Raw genomic sequence first — 15128 nt, forward strand, 5'->3', positions numbered from 1 at the left:
CTCCAGGACGGTTTTTCTAGGTTGCAGACGTTCGAGCGCGCGTCTGTCAGACGGTTGAACAGGGATGAAAAACCGTAGTGTACACCTGTACGTACAGCATGTACGTACAGGTTCCCAGGCCCGGAGGCAGTTCCGATTTTAGAAGCGGTAGGCGCCGCTCAGCATGACGGTGCGGCGCGCGCCGTAGAAGCAGTCACCGCGATCCAGGCAGACCACCTCATAAGTGCGGTCCGCGATGTTGTTCACGTTCAGCGCATAGCGCCAGGGGCCATTGTCGTAGCTGAGCATGGCGTCGAACAGCGTGACCGCCGGGGTTTCCGGGGCGCCACCGTCGCGGAACGCCGACAGGTAGCGCACGCCCGCGCCCACCGCGAACCCGGGCTGGCCGGCCAGCGCGAAGCGGTACTTGCCCCACATGGAGGCGATGTGCTTGGGCTGGGCCTCAAGCTGCGGGTCCAGGTCGGTGTAGATATAGTTGGCGATCACGTCCAGTTCCTTGGTGACGCGGCCGCGCAGTTCCAGCTCCACGCCGCGGGTACGGGTCTTGCCGGCCTGGATCTGGTTGTTGGGATTGTCCGGGTCGTTGGTCTGGCGATTCTTCTCGCGCAGGTCATAGGCGGCCGCGGTGAATTCGATGTCGGCGTCCTTCGGCATGTACTTGATGCCAGCCTCCACCTGTTTGCCGCGCATGGGCTTCCAGCGCTGGTTGTAGAAGTCGGCGCCGGCGATGGGCGTGAACGATTCGCTGTAGCTGAGGTAGGGCGACCAGCCGTTGTCAGCGGCATACATGAGGCCGAAACGCTTGGTGGTGGCCATGTCGGTTTCCCGGTCCTGGCCTTCGGTGGTGCTGTCGGCGCGGTCGCGGCGGATGCCGGCCAGGAAAATCCAGTTCTTGTCGAATTTGATCTGGTCCTGCGCGTAGAAGCCGATCTGCTGCTGATTGATCTTGGGGTTGTCCGACAGTTCGTACTCGGGCACGTTGCCGTACACGGGGTGGTACAGATTCAGCGGCGAGCCCGCGCCGCTGGCCGTCTGGCTGGTCTCGCGGTAGCGCGAATAATCCATGCCGAAGATCACCGTGTGCTCCGTGCGGCCCCAGTTCAGCTTGCCTTCCACGTTCTGGTCCGCCAGCAACGTGCGCATGCGCGGCTTGTTGACATAGAAAATGCGGTCGACGGTGGTCTGTTCCGGATCGATGTAGGAATCGCCGCGGCGCGCGCCGTAGACGTTGGGATAGAGCGTCTTGTAGTCGACGCTGCTGACCGTATTGCGGAAGTTCTGCCGCACCTTCCAGGTGTCGTTGAACTGATGCTCGAACAGCCAGCCGACGCTGAACTGCTCCGTGTCGTAGGCGTCGAAGCCCGGTTCGCTGGCGAAGCGCCGGGTCGGGATGCGGCCGTTGGGATTTTCCTGCACCGAGCCGCTCCACGGCAGGAAGGATTGCGTGGTGCCGGCGCGATCCTTCTGCCAGGTGGCCTGCAATGTCAGCGAGGTGGCTGCGCTGGGGCGCCAGGTCAGGGACGGCGCCAGCATCAGGCGGTCGTCCGGCGCGTATTGGACCTGGGTATCGCTGTCGCGTCCCACGGCGATCACGCGGTATAGCCACTGGCCGTCCTCGCTGGCCGAGCCCGTGAGGTCGGCCTGGATTTCGCGGCGGTTGTGATTGCCCAGCACCACGCCGATTTCGCGCTGCGTTTCCTCCTGCGGGCGCTTGCTGACCAGGTTGACGATGCCGCCCGTGCTGCCCTGTCCGTACAGCATGGAGGCGGGGCCGCGCAGCACTTCCACGCGCTCCATCGCATAGACCTCGGTGCGCGGGTTGTTGAAACTGAAGTACTGGCGCAGGCCGTCCAGGTACTGCACCGGCTCCACGCCCCGGACGCGCACGTAGTCGGCGCGGTTGTCCACGCCATACGCGTTGGGGCGCACGCCGGCCGCGTAGTTCATGGTGTCCTGGATGTTCTGCGCGCCCTGGTCCACGATCTGTTCACGCGGGATCACGGTGATGGCCTGCGGCGTTTCGGACAAGGGCGTGTCGGTCTTGGTCGCGGTGGCGCTGCGCGTGGCGACGTAGCCTTCTACCGGACTGGTCGCGGTTTCGCCGGTGCCGGTGACCTGCACGGCGGGCAGGATGGTGGCGGGTTCGCCGGATGCGGCGGGCTGGGCCTGCGCTGCGGCGCCCATGCAGGCGGCAAGAGCGGCGGCAGCAGGCAACAGGACCAGCGGCCGCGCGCGCCGGGCGGCGGGATCAGGGTGGCGTTTCAACGGATTTCCCCTTCGGCCTGAGTTCGGCCGATTTTGGATGTAAATGACAACGATAACTATTATTAATTTAATAGATCAAGGATGTCAGAAAATCCGCGATCCGCAGATGTAAAAAAGCCGTGCAAAGCTTGCCGGGCGGTAAGGTGGACGACGAAAAACGCCGTCCTATCAGTGGCTTGGCGAGGTCAGGGAAAGGCGCGCGGGAGCCGCTCGCCTGTTGGCGAGGCGCGACAGAACGGCTCAGGCGTGGCGCGGCCGGCGGGTGCCGCCGTCGCGCCGGCTGGCTTTTTCCGAGACGATATTGCCCTCGGCCATGCGACGGCCGCGCTGTTCGATGCGGCCCAGAAGGTCGCGCAGCAAGGCGACCTCGTCGGCGCTCAGGTCCTGCACCAGCAGGTCGTTCAGGTGCGAGACTTCGGGCAGCAAGGCGTCGTACAGGGTGCTGCCTTCGGCCGTGGCTTCCACACGCACCACGCGGCGGTCGGCGCTGTCGTGCAGGCGGCGCAGCCAGCCTTTTTCGCATAGCGCGCCCAGGGTGCGCGAGGTGCGCGCCAGATCCAGTTTTGCAGCGGCCGCCAGTTCAGCCGAACTCATGATGCCGCCCTCGACGGCACAGGCCAGCACCCGCCATTCGCGCCGCGTGATGCCGAAGCGTCCTTCGCACAGGCGCAGGAATACGGGATTCGATTGCGACCATGCCTGGTATAGCCGGTACATCAGCATGTCCGAAAGCTGGCGCTGCCCGGACGCGGAATCGGTCGGCATGGCGTCTCCTCCTGGTGGTGTTGCAGTTCGCGCTGCATATCGTTATGGGAAGTCCTGGATTAGATCAACAAATACGGGCGTTGCTAAAGTCAATTTTCCTATTTGAGTATCGGCCAGGCAGTGACAACCATAATCGACAGCGGGCCGCTGTCTCCAGGAGTTGACCATGCGTAAATGGATATCGGGCGCTGCCGCGGCGGCAATACTTGCGGGGGCCGCACCGTTGGCCGGCGCGCAGCAGGCCCCGCTGGACGGGACGCTGACGGTGGTGGTGGGTTATCCGCCAGGCGGCAGTTCGGACCGCATTGCGCGGCTGGTCGCGGACCGGCTCAAGGATCGGGTAGGCGTGCCCGTGGTGGTCGAGAACAAGACGGGGGCGGGCGGCCGCATCGCGGCGCAGGCGCTACACACGGCGCCGGCCGGCCAGAACGTGCTGATGCTCGCGAACCCGGCCGTGATGGTGGTGGCGCCGCTGGTCTATGCCCAACCGGGCTACGACGCGCAGCGCGACTTCAAGCCCGTGTCGCTGGTCAGCAGCTATAAATTTGCGATGGCGGTGGCGGCGAATTCGCCGATCCAGGACCTGGCTGGCCTGCGGCAGTGGCTGAAGGCGAACCCCAAGCAGTTCGCCGTCGGCGTGCCGGCCACCGGCAGCCTGCCGCACTTCTTTGCGCTGATGCTGGGACGTGAACTGGGCCAGGAGCCGGAAGTGGTCGGATACCGCGGATCGGCGCCGCTGATTTCCGAATTGATAGGCGGCATCCTGCCGCAGGGCATAGACACGCTGGACACCTTGCTGCCGCAGCACCGCGCCGGCAAGATCCGCATCCTCGCCGTGTCCGGCGAGGCGCGCGATGCCGAACTCAAGGACGTGCCCACCTTCAAGGAAAGCGGGGTGAACCTTGCGGCAAACGGCTGGAACGCCTTCTTCGCACCGGCAGCGATGCCGCAGGCCAAGGCCGACAGGCTGGGCGCGGACATCGCGGCGGTGTTGCGCGAGCCCGCCATGCAGGAGGCCGTGCGCGCAGCCTACCTGGAGCCGGTATCGCTGGATGCGCGCGGCACAGCCGACGCCTTGACTGCGTACCGCGAGCAGTGGGAGCCCGTGGTGCGTGCATCCGGCTTCACGGCCACGCAATAGGAGGACGACGATGAGCGATGTGCAGAACGTGCTGTTCATCATGGCCGACCAACTGCGGGCCGACCACCTGAGCTGTTATGGCCATCCTTATCTGCAGACGCCCAGCCTGGATGCGCTGGCCGCGCGCGGGGTGCGCTTTGACCGCGCCTTCGTGAACTCGGGCGTGTGCGGGCCTTCGCGCATGAGCTACTACACCGGCCGCTATCCCTCGCGCCACGGCGCCACCTGGAACCGCGTGCCGTTGTCGGTCAACGAGATCACGCTGGGCGAATACCTAGCGGGGCAGGGCCGCGAACTGGCTCTGGCCGGCAAGACTCACATCATCCCCGACAAGGCCGGCATGGAGCGGCTGTCGATCGATGGTTCCTCGGAGCTGGGCGCGCTGCTTGGCCGCGGCGGCTTCACCGAACTGGACCGCTACGACGGCCACCACACGCCGGGCGACGAAAGCGGCTATCCCGCCTTTCTGCGGCGCCACGGCTACGACAGCGCGGACCCCTGGACCGATTACGTGATCGCCGCGGTCGACGCCGCGGGACAGGTGGTCAGCGGGTGGAACATGCGCAATGCACACCTGCCGGCGCGCGTGGCCGAGCCGCATTCCGAGACCGCCTACATGACGGACCAGGCGCTGGACTTCATGAAACGGCGCGGCAGCCAGCCCTGGGTGCTGCACCTGAGCTACGTGAAACCGCATTGGCCCTACATGGCGCCGGATCCCTACCACAAGCGCTACACCCCGGACCAATGCCTGCCAGTGCGGCGCAACCATGAAGAACTGGAGAACGCGCATCCGGTGGTCGCGGCCTACCGGCAGCAGGAAGAGAGCGTCAGCTTTTCGACCGACGAATGCGTGCGCGTGGTGCGTCCCGCCTACCAGGGCCTGATCCGGCAGCTGGACGACCATCTGGGCCGGCTGTTCGACTACATGGAAGGCGCGGGCCTGATGAAGAACACGCTCATCGTGTTCACCGCGGACCATGGCGATTTTCTCGGCGACCATTGGCTGGGCGAAAAGGAGTTGTTCTACGACACCGTGCAGCGCGTGCCCTTCATTGTCATGGACCCGTCGGCTGCGGCCGACGCCACGCGCGGCCGCGCGTTGGACGACATGGTGGAAAGCGTGGACCTGGTGCCCACGGTGCTGCGCGCGCTGGGCAAGCCCGGACCCGGCCATCGGCTGGAAGGCCGCGAATTGCAGGCCTTGCTGCACGGCCGCGATGGCGCGACTCCTTGGCGCGATTGCGTGTATTCGGAGCTGGACTACAGCTTCCGCCAGGCCCGCCTGTTGTGCGGCAAGACGCCGCAGAACGCCCGCGCCTGGTCGGTGCGCACGGACCGCTGGCGCTACGTGTACTGGCTGGACGAGCGTGAACAACTTTTCGACCTGCATGCCGATCCGGACGAGTTCCAGGACCTGGGCGCGAGCAGCGCGCATGCGCAAACGCGCCTGGAGCTGCGCCAGCGGCTGCTGGAATGGATGCTGCGCGGCAAGCGCCGTACCACCATCAGCGACGAGGCCGTGGAAAAGGCGACCAACGCCCACAAGCGGGCCGGAGTGTTTTTCGGGCAGTGGTAGGCCGGGCTGGCCCCAGCCGCCGGCCCGCGTTCGGCGCGAGCCGGCGGCTGTCCAGTCTTAACCCGGCTGGCGGACTTGCGCCTGCACGGCTTCCTGCGCCGCCGGTTTCAGCTCGCGGCGCAGGATCTTGCCGACGTTGGTGCGGGGCAGGTCATCGCGGAACTCGATGTAGCGGGGCACCTTGTAGCCCGTCAGCTGCTTGCGGCAATGCGCGATCAGGGTCTCGGCGTCCAACGCCGGATCCTTGCGGATCACATACAGCTTCACGGCTTCGCCTGAGCGCTCGTCGGGCACGCCCACCGCCGCCACTTCGCGCACGCCGGGATGCAGCGCGGCCACGTCCTCGACCTCGTTGGGATAGACGTTGAAGCCGGACACCAGGATCATGTCCTTCTTGCGGTCCACCAGGAACACATAGCCCTTTTCGTCCACGTAACCCACGTCGCCGGTACGCAGGAACCCGTCGGCATACAGGACCAGCGCGGTTTCGTCGGGCCGTTGCCAGTAGCCCTGTGTGACCTGGGGACCGCGCACGCAGATTTCGCCGGTCTCGCCCACGCCCAGTTCTTGGCCCGCATCGTCGCGGATGGAAATGTCGGTGGATGGCACGGGCAGGCCGATGGAACCGGTGAACTCCTGCACGTCCAGCGGATTGATCGTGACCGCGGGCGAGGTCTCGGTCAGGCCATAGGCCTGCGCCAGCGAGCGGCCGGTGACGGCGCGCCAGCGGTCGGCCACCGAGCGCTGCACCGCCATGCCGCCGCCCATCGTCAGGCGCAGCCGCGAGAAATCCAGGCGCGCGAAATCCGGGTTGTTGAGCAGGGCGTTGAACAGCGTGTTCACGCCCGTGAAGGCCGAGAACGGCACCTTGCGCATTTCCTTGACCAGCCCGGGAATGTCGCGCGGGTTGATGATGAGCAAGTTGCTGGCGCCCATCTTCATGAAGGTCAGGCAGTTCGCGGTCAGCGCGAAGATGTGATACAGCGGCAAGGCGGTCACGATGCACTCCTCGCCTTCGGTCACCAGCGGCCGGACCCAGGCATAGGCCTGGCTCAGATTGGCCACCAGATTGCCGTGGGTGAGCATGGCCGCCTTGGCCACGCCGGTGGTGCCGCCGGTGTATTGCAGGCAGGCCAGGTCGCGCTGGTCCAGTTCCACTTCCGTGAAGGGCGCGGCGGCGCCGGCGCGCAGCGCATCGCCCAGCCGGATGGCGCCGGGCAGCGACCACGCGGGCACCATGCGCTTGACGCGGCGGACCACGAAGTCCACCAGGCGTCCCTTGAGCGGTCCCAGCAGCTCGCCGATGGACGTCACCACCACGCGTTCTATCGCGGTGCCGTCCAGGGCCTTCTGCACGGTAGCGGCAAAGTTGTCGGCGACCACGATGACGCGGGCGCCCGAATCGACCAATTGGTGCTGCAGCTCATGCGGGGTATAGAGCGGGTTGCAGTTGACCACCACGCAGCCGGCGCGCAATGCGCCGAACAGGCATACGGGGTATTGCAGCAGGTTGGGCATCATGAGCGCGACACGGTCGCCGCGGCCCAGGCCGTTGGCGTGCAGCCAGGCCGCGAAGTCGCGCGTCAGCCGGTCGAGCTCGGCGTAGCTGAGGGACTTGCCCATGCTGATGTACGAGGTCTTGTCGGCGTAGCGCCGGCAACTTTCGCGCACGACCGACACCAGCGTTGTCACGCCGTCCATTTCGATGTCCGCAGGCACGCCCGCGGGGTAGCTTTTCTGCCAGATTCGTTCCATATGCCGGATTTCCGTGTGTGGCCTGTACAGCAAGAGAGCCTTTGGGCCCTAGCCGCCCAGCAGGGCTTTTTTCAGGGAGGCTTGCGCGGGCTTGTCGCCCAGCCAGACCCTCAGCAGGGCGCGCGCGAACGCGGGGCTGTCGATGCGGCCTTGCGGCTTGCCGTTATCGGTGACCGCGACGCCGCGGGCGTCGAAATCCAGGTCGACCACGTCGCCTTCGCGCACCGCGCCGATTTCCGCCATCAGGGCGGACAGGCGGGCGGCCGGCGCCTTCAGCTCGGCCAGCTCTTGCGCTGATGTATTGTCGCGCAATCCGTCCTGCAGGGCTTCGTCCAGGCTTTTGCTGTCGACGTCGCGCAGCAGCAAGAGGCGCATGCGGCGCGGCTCGTCGCTGTTGACCAGCGCAGCCGCATCGCCGCTTTTCGCGGTGGCGTACAGCGCCGCCACGTAGACCTTGACGACGAACTTGGTGCGCACGCCGGCGCCGTTCAGCACCAGCGCGCGGCCGCCTTCCGACAGGCTGTCCGGAACGCGCAGGCCGGCGACTTCGACGTCGGCGGCCTGTGCGGGGGCGCCGGCCAGGCAGGCGGCAAGCATGAGGCTCAGGGCGGCGATTCGCCCTCCGGGGATGCGACGCATGATTCTCCTCCAGTGTTCTTCTGCTTGTAGAACTTCTTGTCTGCGATATAGATCGTGCGTTCCACGGCGGCGTAGACCACGCCGTCGCGGTCCTTGAGTTCCACCGTATAGGTCCGGGTGGTTTCATGGTCGCGCGCGAGGATTGCGCGGATTTCCGCGATTTCGTCGGGCGGGAGCCGGAAGTCCGCATACAGCGTGGCGTACGCCGGCTTGCGGAAGCGTATGGTGGCCGCCTTGTCCCACACGATGTGGTCCGCGCCCAGCGCGGACATCAGCATCGTGGGGTGGGCGCCGTCGGTCACCGCGAACAGCGAGCCGCCGTACATCGAGCCGACGATATTGCGGGTACGCCGCAGCAGCGGCAGCTTGATGCGGATGTGATGGAAATCCGCGGATACATGCACCACTTTGCCGCCGGTGGCGCGGAACGCGGGATGCAGGTTGAAGCCCACCCGCATCAGGCGCGCCCGCCAGGTCGGCGACAGGTTCTTGAACCAATAGGGCTTCATGTTCCGCGCCGCTCCGCCTACATCGCCTCGAACAGGCCGGCCGCGCCCATGCCGGTGCCGATGCACATGGTCACCAGGCCGTACTTGCCGCCGGTGCGGCGCAGGCCGTGGGTCAGGGTGGCCGTGCGGATCGCGCCCGTGGCGCCCAACGGGTGGCCTAGCGCGATTGCCCCGCCCAGCGGATTCACCTTGGCCGGATCCAGCTTCAGCTCGCGGATCACCGCCAGCGATTGGGCGGCGAAGGCCTCGTTCAGTTCGATCCAGTCCAGCGCGTCCTGGCCGATGCCGGCGCGTTGCAGCACCTTGGGGATCGCGGCGACCGGGCCGATGCCCATGACTTCGGGCGGTACGCCGGCCACGGCGAAGCCGGCAAAGCGCGCCAGCGGGCTCAGATTGAATTCGCGCAGGATGCGGTCGGACACCAGGATCACGGCGGCGGCGCCGTCGGACATCTGCGAGCTGTTGCCGGCGGTGACGCTGCCGCGCGCGGCGAACACCGGCTTCAAGCGGGCCAGCGCCTCGGCGCTGCTGTCCGGGCGGGGACCTTCGTCCGTCTCGACCAGGCGGCGCGCGACGCGCACCGTGCCGCTGGCGTCGCCGGGCTGGCGCGACACCGTTTCATAAGGCGTGATCTCGGCGCGGAAGTGGCCGGCGGCGATGGCCGCGCAGGCCTTCTGGTGCGAGGCCAGGGCGAAGGCGTCCTGGTCCTCGCGCGAGACCTTCCAGCGTTCGGCGACCTTCTCGCCGGTCAGGCCCATGCCGAAGGCCATGCCGATGTTTTCCTGGTGTTCGAAGATGGCGGGGTTCATCGACACCTTGTTGCCCATGATCTGCGGCATGGCGCTCATGGATTCGGTGCCTGCGCCGATCATGATGTCGGCCTCGCCGGTGCGGATGCGCGCCGCGGCATCGGCCACCGCCTGCAGGCCTGATGCGCAGAAGCGGTTCACGGTGACGCCGGCCACGCTTTGCGGCAGGCCGGCGAGCAACAGGCCGATGCGGGCCACGTTCATGCCTTGTTCGGCTTCCGGCATGGCGCAGCCGGCAATGACGTCATCGATGCGCGCGGCATCCAGGCCCGGGACCTGCGCCAGCGCGCCATTGAGCGCGGCGGCCAGCATGTCGTCGGGACGGGTGGTGATGTAGGCGCCGTTGCGCTTGCCCACCGGCAGGCGCGTGGCGGCGACGATGTAGGCGTCTTGAATCTGCTTGCTCATGTCAGTTCCTCAGGGGCTTGCCGGTGTCGAGAGTGTGGCGGATGCGGGCCTGGGTTTCAGGCGTGCGCAGCAGCGCCACGAATTCCTTGCGCTCCACGGCCAGCAGCCATTCCTCGTCCACCTTGGCGCCGGTGTCGACCTCGCCGCCGCACAGGGCCACGGCGGCGCTGCGCGCCACGCGGTAGTCGTGCGCGCTGATCATGCCGCCTTCGCGCATGTTGACCAGCACCATTTCAAAGTTGGCGATGCCATTGCGGCCCGCGACCGGAATGTCGCGCAAGCGGGGCGGCGGCGTGTAGCCCGCCTCGGCCGCGGCGCGGGCCTGGCCGATGGCGACGTACAGCAGCTCGTCCGGATGGAACACGACGATGTCATGCTCGCGGGCGAAGCCCGTGGCGATGGCTTCCAGCGCGCTCTTGGCGACCTGCGCCGTGGCGATGGTCTGGAACACCGGTTGCAGATAGGGGAAGACCTCGCCCGGCGTGGCTGTCTTGGCGGCCAGCGCCGCGGCGCGGCCGGCGAATTCCTTGCTGCCGCCGCCCGCCGGAATCAGCCCGACGCCGGCCTCGACCAGCCCGATATAGCTTTCCAGCGCCAGCACGCGGTGCGAGGCGTGCATCAGGAATTCGCAGCCGCCGCCCAACGCCATGCCCTGCACGGCCGCCACGGTGGGAATCTGCGCGTACTTGAACGACTGCGAGGCGCGCTGGAACTTTTCAACCGTGGCCTCCAGCATGTCCCATAGCCCGGCGGCGCAGGCCTCGGCGACCTGCTGCAGGTTGGCGCCCACGGCGAAGGGCGCGTCATGCCAGATGACCAGCCCGTCGTATTCGCGTTCGGCGCGCGCCACCGCCTGCAGGATGCCGTCGAGCACTTCCGCGCCCAGGGTGTGGTTCTTGGAGGTGACCGAGAGGATGGCCACGCCGGCGTCGACCTGCGGCAGGTTCCACAGGCGCACGCCTTCGTTTTCCCAGATCGTGACGCCGCGCTCGCTGGCGCCTTCGCCGTACACACGCTCGGGGAACAACTGGCGGCGGTACACCGGCAGCGTCGAACGCGGGCTCAGCTGGCCGGTACGCGCGGAGTAGGAGCCTTCGGGCGCATGCGCGCCATTGCGGCCGGGTTCCAGCGCCCAGGCCGGCAGCGGCGCGTCGCTCATGGCCTGGCCGGCGGCGATGTCCTCGGCCACCGCGGCGGCGATGGCCTGCCAGCCGGCGGCCTGCCAGGTTTCGAACGGACCTTGGGCCCAGCCGAAGCCCCAGCGCATGGCCAGGTCCAGGTCGCGCGCATTGTCGGCCACGTGTTCGAGTTGCACGGCGCTGTAGTGGAAGATGTCGCGGAACAGGCTCCAGAGGAACCGGGCCTGGGGATGGCTGCTCGCGCGCAGCGCGGCGAAGCGCTTGCCCGGGTCGCGTTCCTTGAGCAGGGCGGCGACTTCGTCGGCCAACTTGCCGGCGCTGGGCACATAGTCCTGCGCCTTCAGGTCCAGCACCTGGATTTCGCGGCCCTGCTTGCGGTAGACGCCGGCGCCGGTCTTTTGCCCCAATGCGCCCTTGGCGATCAGCGCGGAGAGCCACTCGGGCAGCTTGAAATAGCGGTGCCAGGGGTCGTCCGGCAGATTCTTTTCCATGGTGCCGACCACGTGGGCCAGCGTGTCCAGGCCGACCACGTCGGCCGTGCGGTAGGTGGCGCTCTTGGGGCGGCCGATCTTCGGGCCGGTCAGGGCGTCGACCTCATCGAACGCCAGGCCCAGGCGGGCCGTGTGGTGCATGGCTGCCAGGATCGAGAACACGCCGATGCGGTTGGCAACGAAGTTGGGTGTGTCCAGCGCGCGGATCACGCCCTTGCCCAGGGTCGAGGTCAGCCAGGTTTCGAGCTGATCCAGCACGGCGGGCTGGGTGTGCGAAGTGGCGATGATTTCCACCAGCCGCATGTAGCGGGGCGGATTGAAGAAGTGGATGCCGCAGAAGCGGTCGCGCAGGCCCGCGGGCAGGGCGTTGGCCAGCGCGTCGATCGACAGGCCCGATGTATTGGAGGCGATGATGGCGCCCGGGGCCAGGTGCGGCGCGATGCGCTCGTACAGCGCGGTCTTCCAGTCCATGCGCTCGGCGATGGCCTCGATGACCAGGTCGCAGCCGCGCAGCTGTTCCAGGTCGTCGTCGTAGTTGGCGGGCGTGATGTACGCCAGGCGCGCCGCGCCGGCCAGGGGCGCGGGCTCCAGCTTCTTCAAGCCGGCGATCGCTTTCTTGACCGTGCCGTTGCGGTCGCCTTCGGGGGCGGCCAGGTCGAACAGCGTGACGGGCACGCCGGCATTGGCCAGATGGGCGGCGATCTGCGCACCCATGACGCCGGCCCCCAGGACGGCGACGTGTTTGACGACGAACTTGCTCAAGGCAGTCTCCTGAAAAAAACGAATGGCGGGCCGGACCGGGCCGGACCGCCATCCGGGGCGGGTTAGAAGCGGGACGACAGCTGTATGCCCAGGATGTGGGCATTGCTGTCATAGGTGCCCGCCACGCGGCCCTTGGTCAGCTGGTTGCCGGACGTGGTGTCGATGTCCGTCTTGCGCAGGTAGAGATAGGTATAGCCCACGTCCAGCGTGGTGTCCTTGGTGGCCTGCCACTGAATACCGGTCGAAAGCCAGTAGCGGTCGTTGTCCGGCAGCGAGGTCGGACGGTCGGCTTCCTTGTACACGGGCGATTGGTCGAAGGCGACGCCGACCTTCCACTTCCAGTTGGGCGCGAACTTGTAGTTGGCGCCCAGCGCGACGCGCCAGCTGTCGCGGAAGTTCAGCGGCAGGTCGTCGTCGCGCGCACCCGGCCCCGAGTTGCGGATCTTCAGATTGGGAATGCTGCTCCAGCCGGTCCACGAGACGTCGCCCAGCAGTTCCCAGCGTTCGTTCAGCTGGTGCGCCGCGCTCAGGATCAGGGTGTCGGGCAGGGACACGGTGGCCTTGGCGTCGAACGACACCGAGTTGCCGCGCGGATAGATGCTGGTGATGTCGGTGTCGCCCTTCGCGGTGTGCTTGATCTTCGAGCGGTAGGACAGGCCGATGCGGGTGTCTTCGGTGGGTTGCAGCATGAAGCCCACGTTCCAGCCCCAGGCATCGCCCTTGAGATTCAGGTCGGCGTCGCCGGTGGTGCCCAGCGGCATGCCGGGAACCGGCAGCACGGTCTTCTTCTTGTAATTGGCGTCGATGTGCTGCCAGTTCACGCCAAAGCCCATGGAGAACTTTTCGTTGACCTTGTAGGCGATCGAGGGGTTGACGTTGATCGTCTTGATCTCGAACTTGTTGGAGTGGTACTGGCCCACCCAGCCGTCGTCGTACTCGGTCATGAGCCCGAACGGGGCGCCCACGCCCAGGCCGATGAACCATTGCTCGTTCAACTGCCAGGAGGCGTACATATTGGGCACCACGCCGAGGTTGCCCGCGTCGCCGCCGTTGCCGCCGGTCGGGCGCGATCCGCCCAGTCCGGTGCCCGGCAGGCCGGGAATGCTGGGGTTGCGGCTGTCGCCGTTGTCTGAAAACTTGAATGACGGCTTGATCAGGTTGACGCCGCCGGACACATTGAAGCCGGGCAGGTAGGTCATGCCGGCCGGGTTGTAATAGATGATGCTGGCGTTCTCCGGATTCGCCGCAGAGCCTGCATAGGCGTTGCCCAGGCCGCTGGCGTTCTGCTCCAGGAGCTGAAAGCCGGCCGAGTGCGTTGCCGTGGATGCGCCCAGGCCGACCACGAGGGCCGACAAGGTGCTCAGGGACAATGAACGTCTGCTCATGGTACTGCCTCCTCGTGATGGATGATGTCTCTATGGCACTGCCGGTCTTGTCGTTCCGGTTTAGGTTGTACAGGTCCTAATCGGCCTCAGCCGGTCTTATACTCCGCACCGCGTTGCTGCTTTGGTAATGCAAGGGACCGCCCGTGAATGGCGCGAACCCCGTTCCGAAAATCACGCCCGCGTCGGCCAGGTCGGCGTCGGCGACGATGCCCGCATCCACGCGCTGGCGGGTGGCGTCGATCAGCGGTTGTATCAGGCGCTGCGCCAATCCGGCGGGCGCGCCGGACTGGCTGGCGCCCTTGACCGGTTTGCCGTCGCGCCAGGCGTAGAAGCCGCGGCCGCTTTTCTTGCCCAGGTCGCCGCGCGCCAGGCGCTCGGCCAGGCAGCGCGGCGGCTCGGCGCCGCCAGCAAGTTCCGCGCCCGCCGCACGGGCAATATCCAACCCCACGGTATCGGCCAGCTCCAGCGGCCCCATCGGCATGCCGAATGCGACCATGGCCGCGTCCACGGCTTCGGGCGCCTGGCCCTCGTCCACGCTGCGCATGGCCTGCAGCATGTAGGGCGCCAGCACGGCGTTGACCAGGAAGCCCGGCGCGCTCTTGACTGGCAGCGCCAGCTTGTCGATCTGGCCGACGAAGGCGCAGGCGCGGGCTTGCGCCTCGTCCGAGTCGCCGTCGGCGTGCACGACCTCCACCAGCGGCATCTTGGCCACGGGATTGAAGAAGTGGATGCCAACCAGCCGTTGGGGCTGCGCCAGATCCGCGCGCAAGGTCTCCAGCGACAGGCTGGAGGTGTTGGTGGCGAGCAGCGCATCGGCCTTCATGCGCGGCTCCAGCGCGCGGTAGAGCGCGCGCTTGGCTTCGGGCTGTTCGCTGATGGCTTCGATGACGATGTCGGCCAGCGGCACGCCGCCGCCTGCGGGATCCGGCACCAGGCGGTCGAACGCCGCGCGCGCGAGTCGCGGATCCTTCAGGCGGCGCGAGAACAGCTGGGCGGCGCGCTTGATGGCGGGCGCGATGCGCGCCATGTCCTGGTCCTGCAAGGTGACCGTCATGCCCTTGAGCGCGCACCAGGCCGCGATGTCACCGCCCATCACGCCGGCGCCGACCACGTGCACGTGGCGCGCGGGGGCAATGCCGGCCTGCTTGCCGTTGGCCTTCAGCCGTTCCTGCAGGCGGAACACCCGCAGCAGGTTGCGGGCGGTGTCGGAGGAAATGATGCGCTCGATCAGCGCAGGCGCCTGCAAGGCGTTGCCGCCGTGCTTTTCCCAGATCTCGACGATGGCGGGCGCGGCCGGATAGTGGCCCAGGGGATCCTTGGCCGCGATCTGCTTGCGGGCGCGGTTGGCGACGATGGCCTTGAGCGGCCAGCGGTTGGCCCAGGCGCCGAAGCCTCGCGCGCGGCGTGGCGCCTTGCGCGACAGCACGGTCTGGCGCGCGGCGGCCAGCAGCAGGCGGGGCGGCACGCGCGCGTCCGCCAGG

General features: G+C 67.2%; 11 protein-coding genes. 2 read left to right on the forward strand and 9 right to left on the reverse strand.

From position 1 onward, the window contains the following. Positions 1-138: 138 nt before the first annotated feature. Both HV766_RS22615 and HV766_RS22620 read right to left on the reverse strand, forming a co-directional pair. Positions 139-2184 carry a TonB-dependent siderophore receptor gene (locus HV766_RS22615; RefSeq protein WP_225590530.1) on the reverse strand — a complete coding sequence of 682 codons (2046 nt, stop codon included), beginning with the start codon at positions 2182-2184 and terminating at the stop codon, positions 139-141. A gap of 321 nt (positions 2185-2505) precedes the next feature. Beyond that, entirely contained in the window at positions 2506-3030 is a 525-nt protein-coding gene (locus tag HV766_RS22620; protein ID WP_054453118.1) for a MarR family winged helix-turn-helix transcriptional regulator, read from the reverse strand. Between the two features lie 166 nt (positions 3031-3196). On the opposite strand from HV766_RS22620, the gene HV766_RS22625 reads away from it, so the two are divergent. Both HV766_RS22625 and HV766_RS22630 read left to right on the forward strand, forming a co-directional pair. Next, entirely contained in the window at positions 3197-4171 is a 975-nt protein-coding gene (locus tag HV766_RS22625; RefSeq protein WP_054453116.1) for a Bug family tripartite tricarboxylate transporter substrate binding protein, read from the forward strand. Positions 4172-4181: 10 nt separating this feature from the next. Continuing rightward, positions 4182-5750: a sulfatase-like hydrolase/transferase gene (locus HV766_RS22630; protein WP_175181879.1), complete on the forward strand. Its 1569-nt coding sequence runs from the start codon at positions 4182-4184 to the stop codon at positions 5748-5750. 57 nt (positions 5751-5807) lie between these two features. Here HV766_RS22630 and HV766_RS22635 read toward each other — a convergent pair whose 3' ends face one another. The 7 genes from HV766_RS22635 to HV766_RS22665 all read right to left on the reverse strand — a co-directional run. Further along, complete coding sequence (locus tag HV766_RS22635) at positions 5808-7505, reverse strand: AMP-binding protein (protein WP_175181880.1); 1698 nt, start codon at positions 7503-7505, stop codon at positions 5808-5810. Between the two features lie 48 nt (positions 7506-7553). Next, complete coding sequence (locus tag HV766_RS22640) at positions 7554-8144, reverse strand: chalcone isomerase family protein (protein ID WP_175181881.1); 591 nt, start codon at positions 8142-8144, stop codon at positions 7554-7556. Continuing rightward, positions 8108-8653 carry a DUF4442 domain-containing protein gene (locus tag HV766_RS22645; RefSeq protein ID WP_175181882.1) on the reverse strand — a complete coding sequence of 182 codons (546 nt, stop codon included), beginning with the start codon at positions 8651-8653 and terminating at the stop codon, positions 8108-8110. Before HV766_RS22645 ends, HV766_RS22640 begins: the two co-directional genes overlap by 37 nt. A gap of 17 nt (positions 8654-8670) precedes the next feature. After that, a complete protein-coding gene (locus HV766_RS22650; RefSeq protein ID WP_175164306.1) occupies positions 8671-9870 on the reverse strand; it encodes an acetyl-CoA C-acyltransferase in 1200 nt (399 codons plus the stop codon). Between the two features lies 1 nt (position 9871). Continuing rightward, positions 9872-12262 (reverse strand): 3-hydroxyacyl-CoA dehydrogenase/enoyl-CoA hydratase family protein, encoded by a 2391-nt coding sequence (locus tag HV766_RS22655; RefSeq protein WP_175181883.1) that lies wholly within the window; start codon positions 12260-12262, stop codon positions 9872-9874. A gap of 62 nt (positions 12263-12324) precedes the next feature. Next, the gene (locus tag HV766_RS22660) at positions 12325-13647 is read right to left on the reverse strand and encodes an OmpP1/FadL family transporter (protein ID WP_054453102.1); all 1323 of its coding nucleotides are present in this window, start codon (positions 13645-13647) and stop codon (positions 12325-12327) included. Between the two features lie 76 nt (positions 13648-13723). Further along, positions 13724-15128: 3-hydroxyacyl-CoA dehydrogenase family protein (locus HV766_RS22665; RefSeq protein ID WP_175181884.1), on the reverse strand; the 1405-nt coding region annotated here is incomplete at its 5' end.

It is taken from the genome of Achromobacter aegrifaciens (genome assembly GCF_902859735.1).
In the GTDB taxonomy this organism is placed as follows: Bacteria; Pseudomonadota; Gammaproteobacteria; order Burkholderiales; family Burkholderiaceae_B; genus Achromobacter; species Achromobacter aegrifaciens.

Bases quoted from the DNA above. Each gene is read 5' to 3' on its own strand.
- HV766_RS22615 (WP_225590530.1), bottom strand. From the start codon at position 2,184: ATGGGCGCCGCAGCGCAGGCCCAGCCCGCCGCATCCGGCGAACCCGCC.
- HV766_RS22620 (WP_054453118.1), bottom strand. From the start codon at position 3,030: ATGCCGACCGATTCCGCGTCCGGGCAGCGCCAGCTTTCGGACATGCTG.
- HV766_RS22625 (WP_054453116.1), top strand. From the start codon at position 3,197: ATGCGTAAATGGATATCGGGCGCTGCCGCGGCGGCAATACTTGCGGGG.
- HV766_RS22630 (WP_175181879.1), top strand. From the start codon at position 4,182: ATGAGCGATGTGCAGAACGTGCTGTTCATCATGGCCGACCAACTGCGG.
- HV766_RS22635 (WP_175181880.1), bottom strand. From the start codon at position 7,505: ATGGAACGAATCTGGCAGAAAAGCTACCCCGCGGGCGTGCCTGCGGAC.
- HV766_RS22640 (WP_175181881.1), bottom strand. From the start codon at position 8,144: ATGCGTCGCATCCCCGGAGGGCGAATCGCCGCCCTGAGCCTCATGCTT.
- HV766_RS22645 (WP_175181882.1), bottom strand. From the start codon at position 8,653: ATGAAGCCCTATTGGTTCAAGAACCTGTCGCCGACCTGGCGGGCGCGC.
- HV766_RS22650 (WP_175164306.1), bottom strand. From the start codon at position 9,870: ATGAGCAAGCAGATTCAAGACGCCTACATCGTCGCCGCCACGCGCCTG.
- HV766_RS22660 (WP_054453102.1), bottom strand. From the start codon at position 13,647: ATGAGCAGACGTTCATTGTCCCTGAGCACCTTGTCGGCCCTCGTGGTC.